Raw genomic sequence first — 23,270 nt, forward strand, 5'->3', positions numbered from 1 at the left:
CCCCCCCCCCCCCCCCCCCCCCCCCCCCCCCCCCCCCCCCCCCCCCCCCCCCCCCCCCCCCCCCCCCCCCCCCCCCCCCCCCCCCCCCCCCGCCCCCCCTGCCCCTCTGCCCCCCTGCCCCCCACCTACCCATTCTCTAAAACTGAGAACTTTCTTCCGTAAAGGTTGATTTTTCTAGGGAAAGCATCTGGTAAAATTTTTGATGTTTCTATTACATTGATCAATGGGATCAGCTAGGGCACGAATTGCAATAGACGCGATGGGTGGGGATCACGCTCCCGCCGAAATCGTCGCTGGCGCACTTAGAGCAAGAGAAGAATTAGACGTAGAAATTCTACTGGTAGGTGATGCTTCTCAAATTCAGGCGGCTCTAGGTGAACGCGCAAATACATTTCCAGTGGAAATTGTGCCTTCGGAAGGCACGATCGAAATGCACGAAGAACCACTAAGCGGTTTAAAACGCAAGCCGAAAGCTTCCATCAATGTGGCGATGGATTTGGTGAAGCAAAAACGGGCTGATGCAGTGGTTTCCGCAGGGCATTCGGGCGCAGCAATGGCAGCAGCTTTGTTGCGTCTGGGAAGGCTCAAAGGAATCGATCGACCAGCCATCGGCGCGGTTTTACCCACAATCATGGCTGATAAATCAGTGTTACTTCTGGATGTTGGGGCAAATGTCGATTGTCGTCCCAAGTTCTTGGAACAGTTCGCTGTCATGGGATCGATTTATAGCCAGTATGTTCTCGGTGTGGAAAAACCGAAAGTCGGTTTACTCAATATCGGTGAAGAACCTGGGAAAGGTAACGATTTGGCAATTCGCACTCACCAAATGCTCGAAGAGAATAACAAAATTTCTTTTGTGGGCAATGCGGAAGGTCGAGATGTCCTTTCTGGTAACTTTGATGTGGTGGTTTGTGATGGCTTCGTCGGAAATGTCTTGCTGAAATTTGCTGAGGCTGTGGGCGAAGTGATGTTACAAATCCTCAAGGAAGAGTTACCCCAAGGTTTGCATGGTTTATTGGGTGTTGCTTTGCTCAAACCTAATTTAAACCGGATTAAGCAACGGGTAGATCATGCCGAGCATGGCGGTGGGTTGCTTTTAGGTGTCGCCGGAATTTGTATTATTAGTCATGGATCGTCGCAAGCTCCCTCGATTTTTAATGCAATTCGGTTAGCTAAGGAAGCGATCGATCACCAAGTACTAGAAAGAATTACATCAAACTATAACCAACCTGCTGCACCAGCGGCTGAGGTCGAGTCATAATGTTGCAGCAATTAGGAAAAGGTGTTGTTATTACCGGAAGTGGTGCTGCCACACCAACGGTTTCTTTAACTAATCAGGATCTCAGTCAGATTGTCGATACCTCTGACGAATGGATTGCTAGCCGCACAGGGATTCGGGAACGCCGTTTGGCGGTTCCGGGTCAATCTCTGTGTGACTTGGCTAGTATGGCAGGAGAAAGGGCGATCGCAATGGCTGGGATTGCTCCTGAAGATATCGATTTGATTATCCTGGCGACTTCTACCGCAGATGATTTGTTTGGCACTGCTAGTCAAATTCAAGCCAAAATCGGCGCAACTAAAGCTGTAGCATTCGATCTCACAGCTGCTTGTTCGGGATTTGTGTTTGCTTTGGTCACAGGTGCCCAGTTCATCCGCAATGGGGTTTATCGTAACGTACTGTTAATTGGCGGAGATATCCTCTCTCGTTGGGTAGATTGGTCAGATAGACGTACTTGTATTTTGTTTGGCGATGGTGCTGGGGCGGTAGTAATGCAAGCAGTGGAGTCAGATATAGCTGATTGCGATCGCTTATTAGGATTTGAAATCCGCAGCGATGGCACACTCAATCATTATCTCAACCTCAGTTACAAAGGCGAAGCTAAAGAATTAGTTGCAGGAGTTTCCATTAATCAAGGCACTTTTCAACCAATTACCATGAACGGACAAGAAGTATATCGCTTCGCCGTCAAACGAGTCCCAGAAGTCATCGAAAAAGCCCTTTATCGTGCTAATTTAACAGTAGACCAAGTAGATTGGTTAATCTTGCATCAAGCCAACCAAAGAATACTTGATGCAGTAGCGCAAAGATTGAAAATTCCCCCGGAAAAAGTAATCAGTAACCTGGCTAATTATGGCAACACTTCTGCGGCATCAATTGCGATCGCCTTAGATGAAGCAGTCAGAGCAGGTAAAATTAAACCAGGTGACATCATCGCCACCGCTGGTTTTGGCGCAGGATTAACATGGGGTGCAGCAATCTTTCAATGGGGTAAATAAGCTCAAAAAAAGCTACTCATCCCAGGAGTTTTACTATGACTTTCACTGTCCGGGATTTAGAAAAATTCCAAGCGCAACTCTCCCCAGAATTTGAGGATTACCAACTAGAGTTGCAAGAAGGAAACATCGTCGTCATGAGACCATCAGATATCGAATCCAGTGAAATTGGCGCTGAGTTTATTCGGCTTTTAGGTAACTGGATAAAACCGCGAAAACTAGGACAAATTTTCGATTCTAGTGGTGGGTTTATTATGCCAAATACCGACCTCAGAGCGCCAGATGTTTCCTTCGTTTCGCGAGAAAGACTCAGAGAACCTGTAAGAGCCTTCGGCGAATTAGTCCCTGATTTAGTAGTAGAAATTAAATCCAAGACAGACAGAATCAAAAAACTCCAAGACAAAATTCAAATGTTTTTAGAAATGGGAGCCAGAGTAGGAATATTAATCGACCCAGATGAACAAACAATAACAATTTATCGTTCTGGTAGCGAACCAACCGTTTTAAACAATCACCAAACCCTAACTATTCCAGAATTATTTCCTGACTGGGAATTGTCCATAAATGAATTATGGCCTCCCATATTTGATTAAACTAAATTATGCTTTTTGGACTCATTTATTGAGAGAATAGTTACAAATGACCAACGATCAATAATCAATGACAAAAGACAAACAAACAATGACAAAAACTGCATGGGTGTTTCCCGGACAAGGTTCACAAAAAATTGGGATGGGAGGCGACTTATTAGACTTTCTTCATGCCAAAAATAAATTTTTTCAAGCCGAACAAATTTTAGGTTGGTCAGTTCTAGAAATTTGCCAAAGTCAAGAAGAACAACTTTCGCACACCCTTTACACTCAGCCTTGTTTATACGTAGTTGAAAGCATTTTGGCTGAATTAGTTCGAGAAAAAGGACATCAACCAAACTTAGTTGCAGGACATAGTTTAGGCGAATATGTCGCCCTGCAAGCTGCTGGCGTATTTGACTTTGAAACAGGTTTGCGCCTAGTCAAAAAACGGGCAGAATTAATGGATAGCGCCGCCGGAGGAATGATGGCAGCATTAATTGGGTTTGACGAAAAACAGTTAAGAGAAGTAATTGAAAAAACCCCAGACTTAGTATTGGCAAATGACAATAGTTCTGCCCAAGTAGTAATTTCTGGAACTCCCGAAGCAGTAGAAAGTGCATTATCTCAAATTAAAGCAAAGAAGTCAGTTAAATTAAACGTTTCTGGTGCTTTTCACTCCCCATTAATGGCATCAGCAGCAGCAGAGTTTCAAGAAATTTTAGATGCTGTTACTTTCAACGATGCCCAAGTTCCAGTAATGTCAAATGTTGACCCAACACCAACAACAGAAGCAGCGGTTTTAAAACAACGCCTTGCCCAACAAATGACAGGTTCAGTACGTTGGCGAGAAATTTGTTTAGCTTTACCAGAAACAGGCGTAGAAAAAGTAGTAGAAATTGGTCCCGGAAAAGTTCTCACAGGTTTAATTAAACGTACCTGTCCTAATTTAAACTTAGAAAATATTACTAGCGCCGCCGATTTGCCAACCTAGTAAGGTAGAGGCAGAGAGTTTTGAGTTGTAGGGGCGGGTTTAGTAGACAATTTAGTAATCACAGCAGAAAAACTAACAACAAAACCCGCCCCTACTTATTCCCCCTGCCCCCCTGCCCCTACTTATTCCCCCTGCCCCCCTGCCCCTACTTATTCCCCCTGCCCCCCTGCCCCTCTGCCCCTCTGCCCCCCTGCCCCTCTGCCCCTCTGCCCCCCTGCCCCCCTGCGACCTTAAAATTAAGATATTATGCCGAGAAACCGGGAACCTTTGGTTAGTTTAATGCTTTACCACGCCTTTAAATGGTCAGTGGTGAGTCCGATGTTACACCTCTATTTTCGGGGGAAAATTTATGGTGCGGAACAGGTGCCGAAGGAAGGGCCATTATTAGTAGTGAGCAATCATGCGAGTAATTTTGACCCACCGATTGTTTCTTGTTCTGTGCGCCGTCCGGTAGCTTTTATGGCGAAAGAAGAGTTGTTTGCTGTACCAGTTTTGGGTCAAGCAATTCGATGGTATGGTGCTTATCCGGTGAATCGGTTATCTGCCGATCGCAGTGCCATTCGTTCTGCCCTAGAATATTTAGAACAAGGATGGGCGACAGGCTTATTTTTGCAGGGTACTCGCACTCTCGATGGCAAGATTACTGAACCAAAATTAGGTGCAGCTTTAATTGCTGCCAAAGCAAAAGCACCTCTATTGCCAGTCAGTTTGTGGGGCACGGAAAAAATTGAGCAAAAAGGCGCAAAATTCCCGCAAACTGTGCCTGTCAGCGTGCGAATAGGTGAATTAATTGCCCCTCCCAGTTCTAGCAGTAAAGATGAATTGGTAGCTGTCACCCAAAAATGCGCTACTGTCATTAATGAATTACATGATTTAGGTCGCTAAATTAGGGGAAAGCTCCAAGGCAGAAGGAAATATTGGGTAAAAGGTAAATTTCTCAACATCTCTCCAACCTCCCCATTCCAAGTATGTAGTCAGAGAGAGTTTTCTTTCGGGAATAGCGAGTTAGAATAAACCATAATTAACTGTACTAGTCATTGGTCAACAGTCATGGGTCATTTATTATTTAGACCAATGACAAATGACAAATGACAAATGACAAATCAATCAAGCAATACTTTTAACAGATGCAGGATTTAAAAGCAGAATTAACAGCATCCTTAGATGAAGCAGAATGGCAATGGTTATTGCCTCATCTGAGCCGTGATTCTTTGATTGTTGTTACTCCTGAACTTAATATAGTCGATGTGGGAGTAGCGATCGCAAATAATAACGTTCCTTTAGTCCAAAACTGGATTAGTCAAGAACTGATTCATAAACCCTCTTTAAATCAAATGGCAGACTGGCAAAACAACCTGAACAAAAAATTCCAGGCGCTAATAGTTCAGCCCTTTGTATTAATCCAAGAACCAGCAACAACTAACCAAAATTCTCCTTAAGTCAGGGAAAAAAATACTTGCAGAGATAGAAAATATTTAGTTTAAAAGCTGGTGGGCATTTAACTAGCATATAGGGAAAAATTCTGAAAAAACTTTATTCCTAATTCCTTGACCCCCTCCTCCCCTGCTCCCCTGCTCCCCTGCTCCCAATGGGCATCTAACTTGAAAAAATATGAGTGAACCACCTGCACATAATTTCTGGGAGCGACTTAATAATTTAGTTTTAGTTCGCTTTTTATTACTGTTTGCTTCCGGCTGGGCTTTAGTACAATGTTTAGCATACTTTGAAGCAATCATCGTTATTTTTAGTTTAGCCGCAGTTGTCGCTTTTCTCCTCAGCTATCCGGTAAACTGGCTCAAACGTTTCTTACCTCATGGAGTAGCTGTTAGTTTAGTTTTTTTGTCGAGTTTAGTAATTTTTGGATGGTTTACTGTTACTGTCGGATTAGCAATTGTTTCTCAAGGACAACAACTTCTGGATACTTTACCTGATTTTGTTAACTCCTTCACTCCTATAGTAGGACAATTAGAAAGTTATCTACGTTCTCGGCATTTGCAAGTTGATTTTAGTAGAGTGGAAGAATCGTTGCGAGATCAATTACCCACCTTTATTAATGCTAGTTTTACCACTTCGCAAATCGTTTTAGACTACTTTATAAAGTTGATTTTAATTGAAGTTGTCGCTTTTTTCATGTTATTAGATGGCGAACAACTTTGGTCTTTTGTTTTGCGAGTTATTCCTAAGCATTCAAGGACAAGGTTCACAACTATAGTTAAACGCAATTTTTTGGGATTTTTCCGTGGACAACTATTGCTAAGTTTATTTTTTACCATTGCCGCTTTTATCGCATTTTTAGTACTGCAAGTACCATTAGCTTTAATCTTAGCCGTAATTGTGGGATTGCTTCAGTTAATTCCCGGAATTGGAGCAACTTTAGGCATTGGTTTAGTTTGTTTAATTTTATTACCTAAAAGTGTGGCTTTAGCATTTAATGTCTTGGTAACTTGTATTATACTTCAGCAAATTAAGGACAATTTATTAGCTCCAAGAATCATGCAAAATTCGCTAAATATTAACCCAGTAATCGGCTTTTTTGCCCTATTAGTTGGTTATCGCATAGCTGGGTTACTGGGGATTTTTCTGGCAACTCCGATTGCAGGAGTAGTCCTAAGTTGGTTTGGCATTGAGAACAAAAAAAGAATCAATTGGGATTAAATCGAGAATAGCTATCGAGAAAAATAGCGGCTGAAACTTTCCCCGGTACTCCCAGTAATTACCCATAGTATAGCTCTAGCTCCATCGCGGATTGCTTTTTCAACTGGTTCGGGTGATTTTCGAGAAGGAACTGCAACAGTTTTAAACACAATCCCTCGACTTCCTAAAACTATTTCCCCGATAACTTGCGCCCGACGAATATGATAATCAGAGGTAATTAAATAAACACTAGTCACGCCTCTAGCCTTTAATTCATCTACTAAAGTTGTAAAATTTGTTACTGTATCTACAGCTTGCTCATCAAAATGAATTTTTTCTAAGTTAATACCCGCTTTAATAAAAATTCTCCTAACATAATTATTATATTTTCCCGAACCACCGGAAGAAATCCAAATATCTAAATTCTCTAAATCCGGGTGTTCACTGACGAATTTTGCAGTAAACTTTTCGCGTTCCAAGGCAGAGGTTGAACCACCTAACATTAAAACTGCTTGAGGTGTTTCCCAACTTCTAATTTGTTTGTAGCTAAACCAAAATAATAAGGGAGAAATTAACGTCAGTAACTTTAAGCTGGTGTTGAAATTACGAGAAGATTTACCTCGTAATTTCTTTCTGCGGCTGGTGGGTTGAATCTTTAGAACCATGAATCGATACAATAATATGCTAAGTTTTCGCAATCACGCAGCAGATGATACCCCACTCAAGGTTTAGCTTCAACCCTAGATGCAATCTGCTGAAAAAGTATGATTCGAGAGTATCAGACATGGGACGTTTTCTAGATACCTGACTTCTTGAAGAAGTCGGGTATCTAAATCTAGAAAATCTAAAATTGAAAACGGGACTGATGGGATTTGAACCCATGACCTAGCGCTTCAGATTTGTGTGAGTTTCCCCACTCTCTGGACTATACCTTCACCATCAGCTAAAAGCTATTAGGTGGTGGCCGTCTTGTCTCTACACCTTCCTGACTCGAACCTCTTTTTTATAGTTTGTCGGAGGGAGTCAGGCTTGGCTCGGTATTGCCATGAAGTGTAAAAAGATTAAACAATTCGATAAGCTTCTTTTCACTTTTTAGGTTTCACCGACTTTGACCACATTCACGCATAGAGTTTCCTGCTATGGTGCCCGATATTTCAGGAGGCGCTCGCTCTATCCAGCTGAGCCACAGCCCCAAACACAAAGCCATGATAGCAAAAATTAATCGGATTTAGACATCCAGGGTTGTTCCCAAGGACTACCGCCAATTTCTAATCCACAAAGGGAACTGCTAGCTTTTAAGATTGTTTGGGATTTTTCGCGCAATTCTAAGGTGAGATTTCCCAGCATGGTATCTCGACAAACAAATTGCATTCCGTCAAGTGTTGGGGCACGCAAGGGTGTTCCGGGTAAGTCGGTAGTTCCGATTAATTCGACTTCGTATTGGGAGTTTTTGGCTTGCATTTGCCATTTTCCCCAAGGTTCGATTTGCCAACTGACTTGGGAGTTCCAGGGAACGAATTCGTAAAATTTGCCTTGGTAATGAATTCCTACCATTGCGACTGACTCCATCCACCAGAGAATGCCACGTCTACCGCCTCCGGCTGTTAAGGCGAGGTCGGGTTGGTCGTCGAAGCAATTACAATTTAGCCAAAACCATTTTTGGGGAAATGCGCCACCCCAGTTTTTTTCGGCGTAAGCTGGGGCGTTGGTGAATTGGTAGCGTTTGCTATTCCACTCTATCCAGCCTGTGGCTAAACCGTGTGCCATTAAGATTTGCCATCCGGGTTCAAATATTTGCAGGAAGGAGAAGAAGCCTGCGGTTGATTGTTGCGGTTGTCCGGGGTTTCCCCAACCGTAAATGGGTTGGATCTCGTATTGCCAATGGGCTGTGTGACCTGTGCCGGGGTCGTGAAGGCTTCCTTGGTGGAATTTTGCTGTTCCTTGGTATCCTTGCTGGATGTGGCGTGTAAAGTCTTCTGGTGGGAGAAGGCGGGGTTTTAAGAGATCTCCCTCTTGTCCCTTTTCAAAGTTCGTTTTTCCCCAATGTCCTAGTCCTAAGCTGTCTCGCCATGCCCAAAATTTGTTCATGTTGGGGAAACTGCGGCAAATGTATTGGTCGTTGGGGCCGAGGATTTGGGCGCTACCTCCACTGTGCAGTTTACCTCCCTTGGGATCTTCGATCGAATACATGAAGGCGAATGTTTGGCGATGTTGGGGTAGGGTAACTCGATAATACCAGCCTTCAAAAAAACGCCTTTCGCTTCCGTCCCAATGATAGCCACTGTGAGGTGTTTGTAGAGTTTTGTCAACCGGGGATTTGAACATAAGCTTTGGCAGCAGAATTAGAAGATAATTAAGGAATCAGAATTGGGAATTAGGAGGAATTATTTAACGATCGAGATCAATTTTCCGGATCTATTTTGTCCTAATTTTTTATTCCCCTGTTTCTAGTATGAGCTATTGTCTTAATCCTCAGTGCCAGCACTTGGTTAATCCTGCTGAGACAAAATTTTGTCTTTCCTGTGGTTCGAGGCTGCTTTTGGGCGATCGCTATCGGGCGATAAAGCCTTTAAGTCATGGTGGTTTTGGCAGAACTTTTTTGGCTGTAGATGAGTTTAAGCCTTCTCGACCTTATTGTGTGATTAAACAGTTTTTTCCGCAATCCCAAAATGCGGAAACTGCTCAGAAAGCGGCCCAGATGTTTCACAATGAAGCTAGACATTTGGAGGAATTGGGCAATCATCCCCAAATAGCGGAATTGTTGGCGTATTTTGACCAAGATAATCATCAGTATTTGGTGCAAGAGTTTATTGAGGGAAAAAATCTTGAGCAGGAATTAGCTGAAAATGGGGTTTTTACTGAAAGGCAAATTTGGGAATTACTCAACGATCTGTTGTTGGTGTTGCGGTTTGTTCACGATCGCCAGGTAATTCACCGAGATATTAAACCTGCTAATATTATTCGTTGTAGTCGCGATCGCCAATTAGTTCTAGTCGATTTTGGGGCGGCTAAGTTAATGACTGGTTTAGCTTTAGAATTAACGGGGACTGTAATTGGTAGTGCTGGTTATATTGCGCCAGAACAAGTTTTAGGTAGGGCGATTTTTGCTAGCGATTTATATAGTTTAGGTGTGACTTGTCTTCATCTGCTAACGCAAGTTCATCCGCTGCAATTGTACGATACTGGTGAGGCGGTTTGGGTTTGGCGGAACTATCTTAAAAATCCGATTAGTGATGAGTTAGGCAAAGTTTTAGATAAGTTATTGGAAACGGCGACGGCAAAACGTTATCAATTTGCTGAAGAAGTCCTTAAAGATTTAAATTCTCATCTATTTGCCGCCGATACAAAATTTTTAGTTCCCACTATTAGTTTGCTGCCGAATTCTCCATCTTTAAGTCGAAATTGGAAATATATTGGTACTATATTTGGGCATTCTACAAGGGTGCTTTCTCTGGCGTTTAGTCCTGATGGGAAAACTCTGGCTAGTAGCAGCGAAAATGGTAGGATTAAGCGGTGGTCTTTGGATGCGGGAAAAATTCAAGCTGGGTCAATTTCTGTGCCATCGCAAACTTTTTTTGGGGGGACGGGTGCAATTAATACGATCGCTTTTACTCCCGATGGCAGGTTTCTGATTAGTGGCGATCGAGGGGGTAGAATTGAATTTTGGAATTTAGAAACTGGGGAGTTAAATAATAGTTTTTGCGGACATTCGGCGGCGGTTAAGCTGATTAAAATCAGTGATGATGGTTATTTTCTTGCTAGTACGGGTGAGGATAAAAATGTTAAAATTTGGCAGTTTACTAATCAAGAATTAGTTTACAGTTTTGGGGAAAAGAGCAATATGAATGCGATCGCTTTTTGCCCCAAGTGTCCGATAATTGCTAGTGCTGGGGAAAGCCAAGAAATTAAATTATGGAGTTTAAGAACTGGGAAGTTAATTCAAAGTTTAGGATGGTCTTCTGGTGCAGTTTATGATTTGGCTTTTAGTCCAGATGGTAAAATTTTAGCTGTTGGTGGTTATGGGAGAACAATTCGGATTTGGAATTGGGAAACTGGGGAATTAGTTAATAGTTTGAAAAGTAATTTGTACTCGGTGCGATCGCTTTGTTTTAGCCCAGATGGACAAACTCTTGCTAGTGGTGGAGAAGACACGACAATTAAAATTTGGGATTGGCAAAATGAGAGATTAATTGCTTCTTTTCCCCATCATTTACAGTTAGTTTCCTGTTTAGCTTTTAGTCTTGATGGAGAGTTTTTAGTTAGTGGTTCTCATGATAAAAGTATTAAGTTTTGGCAAGGGATTTGAACCGCGAAGACGCGAAGGACGCAAAGGAAGAAAGCGAAGGGGTTATCTGTTAGTATCAACCATTTTTGGGGAACACTAAAAATGTCGTTCAATTTACTTTAAAGTTAACCATGCAAGACTTAATCTTTGTAGACTCTCTCGAAGGTCATTCTTCTACTTTACATTCCCAGTCCACCAAATTTTATTGACCCTAGAACCAGAGGATAAACTAATGAGAGAAATTCAATGTAATACTTGTGGTAGTCATGAGTATGAAAAACGCCGAATTAACTATCTTTACAGTCATCAAGGCAAATATTTATTAGTTCCTAATACTCCAGTAGAAATTTGTATTGATTGCGGAATGGTTTATTACGATGCAGCAGTTCTTAAAGAAATCGAGCAACATTTTTTCGCTATTCATCAGCAGAATGAAGAACCTGATGCTTACATTCAAATGCCAACAAAAAGTTACACCAATTAGGGAACATACAGCATTTTTAAATGGTTACGCACCAGAAGACGAAGGACTTTATGATGATTATCCGTTGCAATAATAAAAAATCAGGGTGGGAATCACCCACCCATGATTAATTATTCTGCTGCGCCTGCGGAAGTGTGGGCAACTTTTTCGGGTTCTTGTGCTTGTAAAGGTCGGGGTGTAGAAGTTTGTACCGACTCTTCAGAAAACTTAGTCCATTCTGTGTGGAAGAAGCCTGATTTATCGACTCTTTCGTAAGTGTGTGCGCCGAAATAGTCGCGTTGTGCTTGAGTGAGGTTTTGGGGTAGACGATCGCGCCGATAGCTGTCAAAATAATCCAAAGAAGCACTAAACGCCGGAACCGGAATACCCAACAGCGCCGCCTGAGACAACACCTCTCGCCACGCACCTTGACGATCCAAAATTGTCTGTTTAAACTCAGGAGCTAACAGCAAATTCGGTAACTCAGGATTATCATTAAACGCTGACTTAATCTTATTCAAAAATCCCGCCCGAATAATACAGCCACCTTTCCAAATCCGCGAGATTTCACTCAAATTCAACTCGTAAGAATAAGCCTTCGATGCCGAACTCAAAAGCGCCATACCTTGAGCATAAGAGCAAATTTTGGAACAGTAAAGCGCATCCCGAATTTGCGTCACAAAAGTGCTAACATCCCCGGTAAATTTAGCAGTTGGACCAGTCAAAACTTCCGAAGCAGCAACCCTTTCCTGCTTGTAAGATGACATAATCCGGGCATTCACCGCTGCCGTAATTGTGGGAATACAAACACCCAATTCTAAAGCACTTTGCACAGTCCAGCGACCAGTACCTTTTTGTCCCGCCGCATCCAAAATCATTTCCACCAAAGCTTTATCTGTATCTGGGTCAATGTATTTGAAAATATCAGCGGTAATCTCAATCAAATAAGAATTGAGTTCGTCAGTAGTATTCCATTCCGTAAATACTTCTTGCAGCTGTTGACTATTTAAACCTGCCGCATTTTTGAGTAGGTCATAAGCTTCCGCAATCAGCTGCATATCACCATACTCAATGCCATTGTGAACCATTTTTACATAGTGACCAGCACCACCGGGGCCAATATAAGTTACACAAGCACCATCATCTACCTGGGCCGCAATTTTGGTAAAAATTGGTTCGAGATATTCGTAGGAACTAGTAGTCCCACCAGGCATTAAACTGGGGCCATTTAATGCCCCTTCTTCACCACCGCTAACACCCATACCAATGAAGCGAAAACCTTCAGGTTCTAACTCACGGGTGCGACGTGCGGTATCTTCATACAAAGAGTTACCACCATCGATGATGATATCTCCTTCTTCCAAGAAAGGTTTCAATTCTTGAATTACTGCATCCACAGGCGCACCAGCTTTCACCATAATCAAGATTCGGCGGGGACGTTCCAAGGACGCAACAAAGTCTTTAATGGTGTAGGTTGCTACGACATTTTTACCTTGGGCGCGTGTCTGCATAAACGCATCTGTTTTTTCGGAGGTGCGGTTATACACAGAAATGGGAAAACCATTACGTTCTACGTTTAAAGCTAGGTTTTCACCCATTACTGCTAAACCGATTACACCAAAACTCTGTAGTGCCATAGGACTTATTACTTAATTCTGCTATGCTTGCGAAAGTTTTCTCCTTCAGGTTAGCGGTAACTTTCTATGTTGTCCTGGAAGAAGAAATTAAGACTGCGATCGAAAAGGTAAAATTAGCGGGTAGAAGCCGTTAAACTAGACGGGAGAAGAGCTTATGCTCGCATACATTTTGGCATTAGTTGTCGGTACAGGTAGTCTTGGTATTTACCTTGCCGCATTTTTCTTACCAGAAATCCACCGCAAGAGTGATTTTTATTGGAGTGGAGTTGGACTGTTTTACGCTTTAGTTTTGTGGATTTGTGCTGGCAGAATTACAGGTGGAGTTTTGCTAGGACAAGTTGCCAGCGTCGCCCTTTTAGGTTGGTTTGGTTGGCAAACCCTGACATTACGCCGAGAACTCATCCCCAAAGCACAACAAACTGAGTTACCCAGTACCGAAGAAGCAACCGAAAAAGTTTTAACTCAAGCAAAAGACCTCACCGAAAACCTGAAATCTCAAGCTTCCAAGGTATCCTTACCAGGAGGAGTTGCCCAACTACCCCAAAAACTCACAGGGTTATTTACTAACCTCAAAGGGAAAGCAGGTGCAAAAGCGAAAACTGCAAAAGCGTCCAAAGTTCCACCAACAGTTGCTAAACCAGCGGAAACTGTAACTCCTCCCGTAATAACCGAGACAACTGGCGACACAACTATTGTCTCAGCAACTTCTTTCGATGAAGACTTTCCCGAACAACTGGCATTAGAAACCGAAACCCCAGAAGCGACAGCAGAAAAATCGTCAGAAGTGGAAGTAACTTTAAATGTTGAAGTAGTTCCCCCAAAAGAAACTACCGACGCAACTCCCCCCAATCCTCCAGATTCTAAACTGGTGGAAGAAGCAGTTGCAGACGCAGAAGACAAAAATCTGCCCAGTTCACCCCCAGAAAGTCCGTTTAACAAAATTGAAAAGTCAGGGAGTTGAGGGCAGAGGGGCAGAGGGGCAGAGGGGCAGAGGAGATAAATATATTTGCCCTTTGACCTTTACCCTTTTCCCAATGACCAATGATTTTTCCCTAATTTTGATACATTGGAAAAACGTAATTCCAAAAATTGCCTCATACTCATAATTGTTTTTCCGGCATTCCGACCGTGACAGAAACTAAAAGCTACAAAGACACCGTTAATTTGCCCAAAACTAAGTTTGATATGCGTGCGAATGCAATCAAGCGAGAACCAGAAATCCAAAAGTTTTGGGCAGAAAATCAGATTTACGAAAGATTGTCCCAAAACAATCCGGGCGATATATTTGTGTTGCACGATGGGCCACCTTATGCCAATGGTTCGCTACACATTGGTCATGCCCTAAATAAGATTCTCAAGGATATTATTAATCGTTACCAGTTGCTCAAAGGGCGCAAGGTGCGCTATGTTCCTGGTTGGGATTGCCACGGTTTGCCCATTGAACTGAAGGTTTTGCAGCAAATGAAACCGGAGGAACGGAAAAATCTCACGCCTTTGGAACTTCGCCAAAAAGCGCAGGATTTTGCTTTGAAAACTGTGGACGAACAACGTCGCAGCTTTATGCGTTACGGTGTTTGGGGAGATTGGGAAAATCCTTATCTGACTTTAAAACCGGAGTACGAAGCGGCGCAAATTGGGGTTTTCGGGCAAATGGTTTTGAAGGGTTACATCTACCGAGGTGTAAAACCTGTTCACTGGAGTCCGAGTTCTAAAACTGCTTTGGCAGAGGCGGAGTTGGAATATCCTGAAGATGATAAGGGCAACCCGACTCATGTTTCGCGGAGTCTTTACGCTGCTTTCCCGGTGGTCAGCGTTGCAGATGATTTAAAGGAAGCTTTAGAACCTTATTTGCCAGAGTTGGGTGTTGCGGTTTGGACTACTACGCCTTGGACTATTCCGGCGAATATGGCGGTAGCGGTAAATCCTGAGTTACTTTACGCTGTGGTAGAACTTGACCAAAAAGGGGAAAAACTCTGCAAGTTTAAGTATTTAATTGTTGCTGCTGATTTGGTGGAACGTTTATCTACTACTTTGGGCGTAAATTTGACGGTTCGTGCGGTGGGCACTGGTAAGTCTTTTGAAAATTGTACTTACAAGCATCCACTTTACGATCGCACCAGTCCCATAGTCATCGGTGGTGACTACATTACTACTGATTCCGGTACGGGTTTGGTACATACTGCACCGGGACATGGGGATGAGGATTTTCAAGTCGGCAAACGTTACAATTTACCTGCATTTTCTCCGGTTGATGCTGATGGGAATTTCACCGAAGAAGCAGGTCAATTTGCAGGTTTGAATGTTCTGGATAAGGGTAACGCCGCTGTTGTTGAGGCGTTGGCGAAGGAAAATGTGTTGCTGAAGGAAGAACCTTATCGACATAAATATCCTTATGATTGGCGGACGAAAAAACCGACAATTTATCGGGCGACTGAACAATGGTTTGCTTCGGTTGCTGGTTTCCGCGAAGCTGCTTTAGAAGCAATTTCGGAAGTAAAATGGATTCCCGCCCAAGGGGAAAATCGGATTACGCCAATGGTAGCGGAACGTTCTGATTGGTGTATTTCTCGTCAGCGTAGTTGGGGTGTACCAATTCCGGTTTTTTATGATGAAAAAACTGGGGAACCGCTGTTAACTGAAGAGACGATTTCTCACGTTCAAACTATTGTTGCTGAAAAGGGTTCTAATGCTTGGTGGGAACTTCCAGTTGAGGAACTTTTGCCGAAAAAATATCGCAAGGATGCGAAGAAGTATCGGAAGGGAACTGACACGATGGATGTGTGGTTTGATTCTGGTTCTTCTTGGGCAGCTGTGGCAAAACAACGCCCGGAATTATGTTATCCAGCGGACATTTATTTGGAAGGGTCCGATCAACATCGGGGTTGGTTTCAATCTAGTTTATTAACTAGTGTGGCAAGTAATGGTATTTCCCCTTATAAAACGGTTTTGACTCATGGTTTTGTTTTGGATGAACAGAACCGGAAAATGAGTAAGTCTTTGGGGAATGTTGTCGATCCAAGTATTGTGATTGAAGGTGGAAAAAATCAGAAGGAAGAACCGCCTTATGGTGCTGATGTTTTGCGGTTGTGGGTGTCGTCGGTAGATTATTCGACTGATGTGCCTTTGGGAAAAAATCTGCTGAAACAAATGGGTGATATCCGCAATAAAATCCGCAATACGGCGCGGTTTTTGTTGGGGAATTTGCATGATTTTGACCCGCAAAAGGATGCGATTCCATATAACGAATTGCCGGAGTTGGATCGTTATATGTTGCATCGAATGACGGAAGTTTTTTCTGAAGTGGAAGCTGCTTTTGAGAGTTTCCAATTTTTCCGATTTTTCCAAACGGTGCAAAATTTCTGTGTGGTTGATTTGTCTAATTTCTATTTGGATGTGGCGAAGGATCGGTTGTATATTAGTGCGCCTGATGCTTTCCGTCGTCGCAGCTGTCAAACGGTTTTAGCGATCGCCCTAGAAAATTTAGCAAAAGCGATCGCTCCCGTATTATGCCACACTGCCGAAGATATCTGGCAATTTATCCCTTATGCAACTCCTTACAAATCTGTGTTTGAAGCAGGTTGGATTAAGGTAGATGAAAAGTGGAAAGATCCGAAGTTGGCAACGAAATGGCAACAATTAAGACAACTGCGCCAAGAAGTTAATAAAGTGATGGAACAGGCGCGGAGTGAAAAGACGATCGGTTCTTCTTTAGAAGCGAAAGTTTTACTTTATGTTGCTGATGAAAACCTGCGGGAACAATTGGCGGAATTAAACCCGGAAATTGTTGAGTTATTAGCAGAAAAACCAGAGGAAACAAAGGTAATTGATGCTGAACCTTACACGACACCTGGGGAAATTGTTAGTACTAAAAAGTACCCGGTTCTGCAAGAATTAAATGTGAATTTTGGAGAATTTATCCGCAATTACAATCAACCTTTAATCACGGTTGGTTTAATTTTGGCAACAGCGATCTCTATCTATGTAATTGGGGGAACTTTAGGGGTAATTAACCGAGTTCCGCTGTTAGAACCATTTTTTACAACTGTGGGAGTTCTTTACTCGCTGTGGTATGCGCGAAGCTATTTACTATTTGCGAAAGACCGGGAAAAATGGGTAGAACAAATTAGCAGTTACAAGTCCGAAATTGTGGGTAAAACTGCGGAAATTGTTGAGCAAAAACTGCTCCCAGAAGCGAGTGAACCTGAAGCAATTACTTTAGAAGTGGAAAGTCTTCCTGAAAATTCAGGAATGATTAAAGGTGTGGATGAATTGCGCTATTTGTTCATTTCTTCTCAAGTGGAATTGTTGGATTCACCTGATGCTTTAGCTGATTTGCAATATAAGTTGCAAACTGATAAGTTGGGAATTGGGATTGTGAATGCTGATGGGGAAAAGTGCGATCGGTGTTGGAATTACTCGATCAATGTAGGTAAATCTTTATCAGATCCCCTACTTTGTGAACGTTGCATTCCGGCGTTACAAGGCAAGTTTTAGAGACTGGGAATTGGGGACTGGGGACTGGGGACTGGGAAATAGTTTTAGGATGAAAATTCCTTTTTCCTGTTTTCAGGTTTCCAATCTTTAAATCACCGCTTCTCCTATTTGTAGGGTGCGTTACGTTAGCACTAAATCACCCTACAAATAGAGGTGAAAAATTCCCCAGTACCTAGTACCCAGTACCTAGTCCCTAGTCCCTTATTCACCAAAATCAATCTTCGCTGGATTCTGTTTCATATTAGAGACAACACTAATTTTTTGGAGAAATTCTTGAGTTAATTGGGTAAAAGCTTTACCTCCTGGTGATTGGGGATTGCACAAAACTACAGGCATAAAAGTATCTACTGCTTTGGAAACATTCACATCAACGGGAATGCGAGTTTTAAACAATTTAGTAGCACTGTAATCTTCATTAACTCTTCGCATTACTTGATTGTAGTATCTGCCTGTTAATAAATTAGTTGACATAGTAAAGACAATTCCTAACATTTGAATTTTCACATCACTATGATTTCGGTGAACTTCTTTTTGTTGAGCAATGCGTCTTTCTAGTAGCTGAATACCAATCACAGATAAAGGTTCGGGTCTAGCTGGTAAAACGTAAAAATCGCTAGCAAGTAAACCGCTACGAGTCAAAAGATTGTAACCTGGGGCGCAGTCAAGAATGATGAAATCATAATCTTTAACCACAGGTTTGAGAATATTTCTTACCAAGTCTCTTTCAAAGTCAATCCAAATTTGCTCAAAGTTACTGCTACCTGCACGAACTGCTTTTTCATAAAGCATTTCCGATACTAAAAATTCATCATATAAATCCAAATCACCTGGTAATAAATCCAATCCTTTGACTGAACAAATATATGGATTGATTACATCTGCGATCGGAATTGAAAGCTTAATATCCGGTTTAATCGCTTTATTTACTAAATGCCTTAATGTCCGTTTATCCCGTCGCCGCTTAGAAAAATCTTGGGGAGACATTAAACTCAAGGTGGCACTAATTTGGTTATCCAAATCTACTACCAAAACTTTTTTGCCGAAATCTTTCACTAATGAAGCCGCTAAATTTACGGTGAGGGTTGTTTTACCCACTCCGCCTTTCATATTTGCAGTTGAAATGATTAATCCCATTCGTTCTAGTCCTCTCAAAATTTTCGCCCTGTGTAAGAAGGCAGAAGGCAGAAGGCAGAAGGAAAGCTTTTGGGTTAGCTTTTTACCTTTTTTCAACTAACTGGTGATTTCTGCCATACTCCTAGATAACACATCGATCGATACGCTTGAATAAATTTAATATGTTTGCCGTGCAAAAGGGCGTTAACTGCGGAAAGTTTCCCCTAAAGATAGACGAGTCAACGAACGATGATTTTCCCATGAACCTTAGCTTTTAGGCAACTGGATTATTGTAGCCAATAAGCTCTGTAATCTTTGCAATTTTGCGCCAACTTGGTACAGCAAGTCTCCTTTCCCCAACAGATAAGCAGCATTTTTTCTGTCGCCGCCTAAAACAATCACTGAATCTGCTTCGCTGGCGGTGCGTAATGCTACTCTTCCTGGTAAGTTCGATCGAATCAAAGGTGTCACAACTTTCGCTTCGGGGCGTTGAGTGGCGATAATTAAATGAATGCCCGCTGCTCTTGCCATTGCGCCAAGTCGTTTGATGCTAAATTCTAAGGTATCTCGGATTTCTTTTTCAGTCATAAAGTCGGCATATTCGTCAAAGATGCAGACTAAGCGAGGTAATGGTTTGTTGCTTTGATTGTAGGCTTTAATGTCACCGCATTTCGCTTTCTCAAATAATTGGTAACGATGTTCCATTTGTGAAACTAATTTTGCCATTAGTTCGATCGCACTTTCCCCATCTTTCACTACAGGAGAATATAACCAAGGTATCTGCTCAAATTCGGGAAATGTTACCCGTTTGGGATCGACTAAGGCAATTTTTAAATGTTCGGGAGAATGGCGATAAAGCAAACTTAAAAGTAAGCTTCTTAAAAATTCGCTTTTGCCACTTCCAGTTGTTCCACCCACTAAGAAATGACAAGTATTTGGATCGGATAAGTCTGCTTCGACTAGTTTTCCGTCTAAGTCAACTCCAATGGCAATTTTTACTGCTGCGGTAGGGGGGAGTTTTGCGCTTTGAATGTAGTCGGTGAAGTGGGCGATTTGGCGATCGCTTCTTGGCAAATCTACGCTAACATATCCTGCTTTCGGTTCAATTAATGGCGGATTTTCTAATCCTAATTGTACTTGCAAATCGTCGGATCTATTTAATATGGAAACTACTTTTACGCCTAAATTTGGTTTCAGTTTAACTCGAATGAATGCAGGTCCGATCGCCGCCCCTTGATAGTCTACATCAATTTTGAACGATCGCAAAATTTCTCTTAAATTTTGAGCAATTTCATCGATCTTGATTTGCGGTTTTTCAGTTCTTGAATCGCTCGGAGACTCAGGATTAGAGGTGTTAAAATAAGTTTGGCACTTCTCTTTTTGTGGGCAAATTTCACATAAATCTGGTTGTGTTGTCAGTGGCGGAATGTTAGGTTTTCCAGGTTCCCATTTTAGCCATTCCTGCATTTGTTGTAGTTTATGAGGAATTACTTGATTAACTGTTTCTTCTAGTTTTTCCCAATCATAATAATATTGGATAAATCTTGGTAAGACGCAGTAAACCGCCGAGTCAACAGGCAAGTTTTTTTTCGCTTTTACTATATAGCTATAAAGTGCAACTTGGGCTAATTGTGCTGAAGGATCGGCAGGAATATAGGTTTTATATTCAACTACACAAAGGCGGCGTTTTTCTGCATCAAAAAGTACGCTATCTAGTCTCCCAGTTATTTTTTGTTGCGTGCCATCTGGTAAAGTTAATGTATCTTCTAAATCAATTTCTCCACTAACTAAAGTCTTACTAACTACGGTTTCTGCGCTAAAATAACGGCGATTTTTAACTAATAATTCCGCCCAATTCCGAATCAGCTTAATTAATCCTTGCCAAATTTGATAAAGTGCTGCTGCTTTGCTAGAATCTTCTTTTTCTAAATAAGGATAAAAGCCTAATTCATAAAACAATTCTTGCATTTGCGCCGCTACAGTTTCTACTTTTAGCTGAGAAAATGAAGGCTTAAATATAGCTTGAAAGTTTGGTTCTTGTTTAGCCAAATTAATAAAACTTTCGGCTAAATGGTGAAAAGCACTACCAATTCCCCCTTCCAGTTCTGGAGGCAAAAACAAAGTTTTACCACCAAACTTTTGATACAAATAAAATAAACGCGGACATTCAAAGGCAATTCTAACTTTAGTAGCATTCAAAGCTATTTGTTCAGAATTATCTATTTTAGATCGGTAATTTAGATTAGTTATTGATAACAAATATTGATGGACATAAGCTAAATAAACCGTGTCCATTTTGGCATATTGTAACTGTTTTTCAGTTAGCGGTCGCTGTCCCCAATCGCTTGCTTGTTCTTCTTGATCTACATTGGTAAATTTGCAGAGTTCTGCGGCTAAAGTCTTTAACTTTAGGTTAGTTACTTTCAGACGTTCTTTACCGATTTTTTGCGATAACTTCCAAGTACAAGTTACATTTTTAGATTCTTTCTTTCCCAAATACTTTAAATCAAAACCTGCATTATGAAAAACTTTTTCAATTTGGGAATCAACCATAATTTGATTCACAAAGTATGTAACTAAATCCGGTTTATCCAATACATCTAACACATAAGCAGCATCACCATTACGATTATTTGCATCTGCTAATACTTGGATTAAAGATAACCTTTTAAAATGAGTATTATAGTCAGCTATTTCTGTATCAGCCCAAAGTATTTTAGCTGTCTTTAAACTATCAATAGCTGCTTTTATTTCATCATCTTTGGTTAAATAGAACATGACTTTTCAACTTATGCTTTCGGAACAAAACAAACTAAGTGATTTTGTGGTTGATCGCTGGGATTAACAACTTTCACTTTTCTTTCCCAAATTAACTGCTGAATTAAATGATCGACTCTCTGATAATTGATTTGGGGAAATTGGGATAATGTATTTTGAATTAAAACATCTTTGCCCATTAAACCTTGAGTTTTAATTAAGTTTAGTAAAAACTCTTTCACTTCTTTGAGATCGTCGGGTTTTTCGTAAGTGAGTTGCCGTTTCTTGGCAATTCCTAAATCTTGTAAAACCTGACATTCATCTAAAACATTAGATTCCTGAATTAAAGCTTCTAAGTTTTCCCTATTAATTGTTTTTCCAGCAATTACTAATTCATTAGCTAAGGCAGAATTTAGTAAACTGTGATAAGTAGCCATGTAGTGAATTGCAGACAAATTTGGTTTAATATGCAAGTTAGGGGAATTGATGAAAATTGAGTTATAAATTTTATTTCCTGCAAGTTGTTTCCCTCCTAGATCTGCCGCCCGAATTAAGTAAAACTTTTGACAAATATTATTGTCAATTGCTTTTTTGCAAGCATTCATCGCACTGAAAAAACTTCTCATATTCGAGTCTTCTGTCCAAATTACTCCTACTTTCCCTTTTTGATTTTGTGCTTGATAACTCAAGGAATAACTAGCAAAATGACCTGTTAACAATTTAGTTTTGACCGCATTTACTTGTAAAGCTTTTACGCTTTCTGCTAACATTTGAATTAATTCCGGTGCAGATAATAAAGTGATTTTATGAATTCTTGCCTGGATTTTTTGGAATTCATCTTGCCATAATAGTTGAAAAGCTGCTAATAAGTTAGTTTCTAAGCTGGGTTTCTTATTACTATCAATGATTTGTTCTTTGTAGCTTTGAAACAGTCTCCGACCTAAATCAAGAACATTTCTAGGGTCGGTTTTACCACCGGGAAATTTTTGTTCTAAGTCTTTTTTGGTTAAGGGGAAAATTGGAGAATTTGGGCGGGGATTGGCTTGAATATGAATCGGATGTAATCGAAAACCCCATAAAGCTTCGGCTTGTTCTAAACTAATCCGTTTTAACAGGATTATTTTGTAAATTCCTGCTTTGTCTGACTGATGAATGCGATTAGAATTTTGTCGCCAAATGTCAGTGGTGATACTAATAATTATTAAAAAGTTGTTCCATTTTTCATTTTGAATTTTTGAATTAACGCTGAATAATGCTTGTAAATCTAAAGTTCCATCGGGTAAACGGGCGATCGCCTCTAATTGATCGAAACATAATACAATTGGTTGAGTTTCCGTGGAAATTCTGCCAAAATTCGATAAAATCTCACAAGCTGCTTCTTCAGTTTCGATCGACCTTTTCACCTTTAAAACTTGCAAAGATTCATCACTTAAATCCTCTCCTCGTAACCATTCACAAGCTAAAGCATAAAGTTCTGGATCGATTAAATCATGCAACACCCCAAAAAAACTATCAGCATTATAAATCCCCGTTTCTCTATAAGTTTGCTTGAAATGTCTGATAAAATTTTGCCGATCGCTACGTAACAAATCCCAAACATTATCATCAAAAATTCGCTGTTTTAAACTCCGCTTTGTAAAAGCTGATAAACTTTTTAACCATAACATTAATTGCGATTCTTTTTGACCCTCCGGCACATACATTAAACTATCAACTGTATAGCGCAAAATATGCCGCCAAATCCCATCACTATCGGGCCAAGGACTAATATAAGCAAAAAAAGCTTTGGCATTTAGATCGGCTTTCAAGCGACCCAAAAAATAAGTTTTTCCCGATCCCGAATCGCCCGCTAACATCACAGTTCGACTACAATGATCTTGAGTGATTTTATCAACAGTCTCTTCAACTTCTAATAATGCTTCTTGATGAATTGACTCAACTTTAAAAGCGGAAACTTGCTTTTCGCGCCAAAAGTGTCCCTGCTTAAAAGTTGTCGGATCGAAAGGATTAACTTCACGTTTAATAATATCGTCGATAGATGCCATGATAA

17 protein-coding genes are annotated in these 23,270 nt (G+C 41.2%); 11 read left to right on the forward strand and 6 right to left on the reverse strand.

Annotated features, from left to right (window positions below; all coding sequences use genetic code 11):
* The first annotated feature begins 223 nt into the window (after positions 1-223).
* From plsX to ACE1B6_RS13660, 7 genes are all read left to right on the forward strand, one after another.
* Complete coding sequence (gene plsX, locus ACE1B6_RS13630) at positions 224-1,261, forward strand: phosphate acyltransferase PlsX (RefSeq protein WP_413257784.1); 1,038 nt, start codon at positions 224-226, stop codon at positions 1,259-1,261.
* Positions 1,261-2,277, forward strand: a complete 1,017-nt coding sequence (locus ACE1B6_RS13635) for a beta-ketoacyl-ACP synthase 3 (RefSeq protein ID WP_413257785.1) — start codon at positions 1,261-1,263, stop codon at positions 2,275-2,277. Before plsX ends, ACE1B6_RS13635 begins: the two co-directional genes overlap by 1 nt.
* A gap of 35 nt (positions 2,278-2,312) precedes the next feature.
* A complete protein-coding gene (locus ACE1B6_RS13640) occupies positions 2,313-2,867 on the forward strand; it encodes a Uma2 family endonuclease (RefSeq protein WP_413257786.1) in 555 nt (184 codons plus the stop codon).
* Positions 2,868-2,955: 88 nt separating this feature from the next.
* The gene (fabD, locus tag ACE1B6_RS13645; protein WP_413257787.1) at positions 2,956-3,837 is read left to right on the forward strand and encodes an ACP S-malonyltransferase; all 882 of its coding nucleotides are present in this window, start codon (positions 2,956-2,958) and stop codon (positions 3,835-3,837) included.
* 246 nt (positions 3,838-4,083) lie between these two features.
* Positions 4,084-4,722 carry a lysophospholipid acyltransferase family protein gene (locus ACE1B6_RS13650; RefSeq protein WP_413257788.1) on the forward strand — a complete coding sequence of 213 codons (639 nt, stop codon included), beginning with the start codon at positions 4,084-4,086 and terminating at the stop codon, positions 4,720-4,722.
* Positions 4,723-4,964: 242 nt separating this feature from the next.
* Entirely contained in the window at positions 4,965-5,276 is a 312-nt protein-coding gene (locus ACE1B6_RS13655; protein ID WP_413257789.1) for a DUF2288 domain-containing protein, read from the forward strand.
* A gap of 172 nt (positions 5,277-5,448) precedes the next feature.
* The gene (locus ACE1B6_RS13660; RefSeq protein ID WP_413257790.1) at positions 5,449-6,492 is read left to right on the forward strand and encodes an AI-2E family transporter; all 1,044 of its coding nucleotides are present in this window, start codon (positions 5,449-5,451) and stop codon (positions 6,490-6,492) included.
* 11 nt (positions 6,493-6,503) lie between these two features.
* On the opposite strand, the gene ACE1B6_RS13665 is transcribed toward ACE1B6_RS13660, so the two are convergent.
* Both ACE1B6_RS13665 and ACE1B6_RS13670 read right to left on the reverse strand, forming a co-directional pair.
* Complete coding sequence (locus ACE1B6_RS13665) at positions 6,504-7,136, reverse strand: YdcF family protein (RefSeq protein WP_413257791.1); 633 nt, start codon at positions 7,134-7,136, stop codon at positions 6,504-6,506.
* A 553-nt stretch (positions 7,137-7,689) separates the two neighbouring features.
* A complete protein-coding gene (locus ACE1B6_RS13670; RefSeq protein WP_413257792.1) occupies positions 7,690-8,796 on the reverse strand; it encodes a tocopherol cyclase family protein in 1,107 nt (368 codons plus the stop codon).
* A 127-nt stretch (positions 8,797-8,923) separates the two neighbouring features.
* Between ACE1B6_RS13670 and ACE1B6_RS13675 the strand changes: the two genes are divergently transcribed.
* Both ACE1B6_RS13675 and ACE1B6_RS13680 read left to right on the forward strand, forming a co-directional pair.
* A complete protein-coding gene (locus tag ACE1B6_RS13675; RefSeq protein ID WP_413257793.1) occupies positions 8,924-10,777 on the forward strand; it encodes a protein kinase domain-containing protein in 1,854 nt (617 codons plus the stop codon).
* Between the two features lie 211 nt (positions 10,778-10,988).
* Positions 10,989-11,240 (forward strand): type II toxin-antitoxin system MqsA family antitoxin, encoded by a 252-nt coding sequence (locus tag ACE1B6_RS13680; RefSeq protein WP_413257794.1) that lies wholly within the window; start codon positions 10,989-10,991, stop codon positions 11,238-11,240.
* 110 nt (positions 11,241-11,350) lie between these two features.
* Here ACE1B6_RS13680 and gndA read toward each other — a convergent pair whose 3' ends face one another.
* The gene (gene gndA, locus ACE1B6_RS13685; protein ID WP_413257795.1) at positions 11,351-12,856 is read right to left on the reverse strand and encodes an NADP-dependent phosphogluconate dehydrogenase; all 1,506 of its coding nucleotides are present in this window, start codon (positions 12,854-12,856) and stop codon (positions 11,351-11,353) included.
* A 154-nt stretch (positions 12,857-13,010) separates the two neighbouring features.
* On the opposite strand from gndA, the gene ACE1B6_RS13690 reads away from it, so the two are divergent.
* Positions 13,011-13,817 carry a Ycf66 family protein gene (locus ACE1B6_RS13690; protein WP_413257796.1) on the forward strand — a complete coding sequence of 269 codons (807 nt, stop codon included), beginning with the start codon at positions 13,011-13,013 and terminating at the stop codon, positions 13,815-13,817.
* Between the two features lie 167 nt (positions 13,818-13,984).
* On the forward strand, positions 13,985-17,350 hold the full coding sequence (gene ileS, locus ACE1B6_RS13695) for an isoleucine--tRNA ligase (RefSeq protein WP_413257797.1): 3,366 nt from the start codon (positions 13,985-13,987) through the stop codon (positions 17,348-17,350).
* Positions 17,351-17,551: 201 nt separating this feature from the next.
* On the opposite strand, the gene ACE1B6_RS13700 is transcribed toward ileS, so the two are convergent.
* From ACE1B6_RS13700 to ACE1B6_RS13710, 3 genes are all read right to left on the reverse strand, one after another.
* The gene (locus ACE1B6_RS13700; protein WP_413257798.1) at positions 17,552-18,484 is read right to left on the reverse strand and encodes a ParA family protein; all 933 of its coding nucleotides are present in this window, start codon (positions 18,482-18,484) and stop codon (positions 17,552-17,554) included.
* 246 nt (positions 18,485-18,730) lie between these two features.
* Positions 18,731-21,241, reverse strand: coding sequence for a DNA translocase FtsK (locus ACE1B6_RS13705; protein ID WP_413257799.1), 2,511 nt, complete (start codon positions 21,239-21,241; stop codon positions 18,731-18,733).
* 11 nt (positions 21,242-21,252) lie between these two features.
* Entirely contained in the window at positions 21,253-23,265 is a 2,013-nt protein-coding gene (locus ACE1B6_RS13710) for an ATP-binding protein (RefSeq protein ID WP_413257800.1), read from the reverse strand.
* Positions 23,266-23,270: the final 5 nt, after the last annotated feature.

Origin of the sequence: Floridaenema fluviatile BLCC-F154, assembly GCF_041929135.1 — a bacterium.
Lineage (GTDB): Bacteria > Cyanobacteriota > Cyanobacteriia > Cyanobacteriales > Aerosakkonemataceae > Floridanema > Floridanema fluviatile.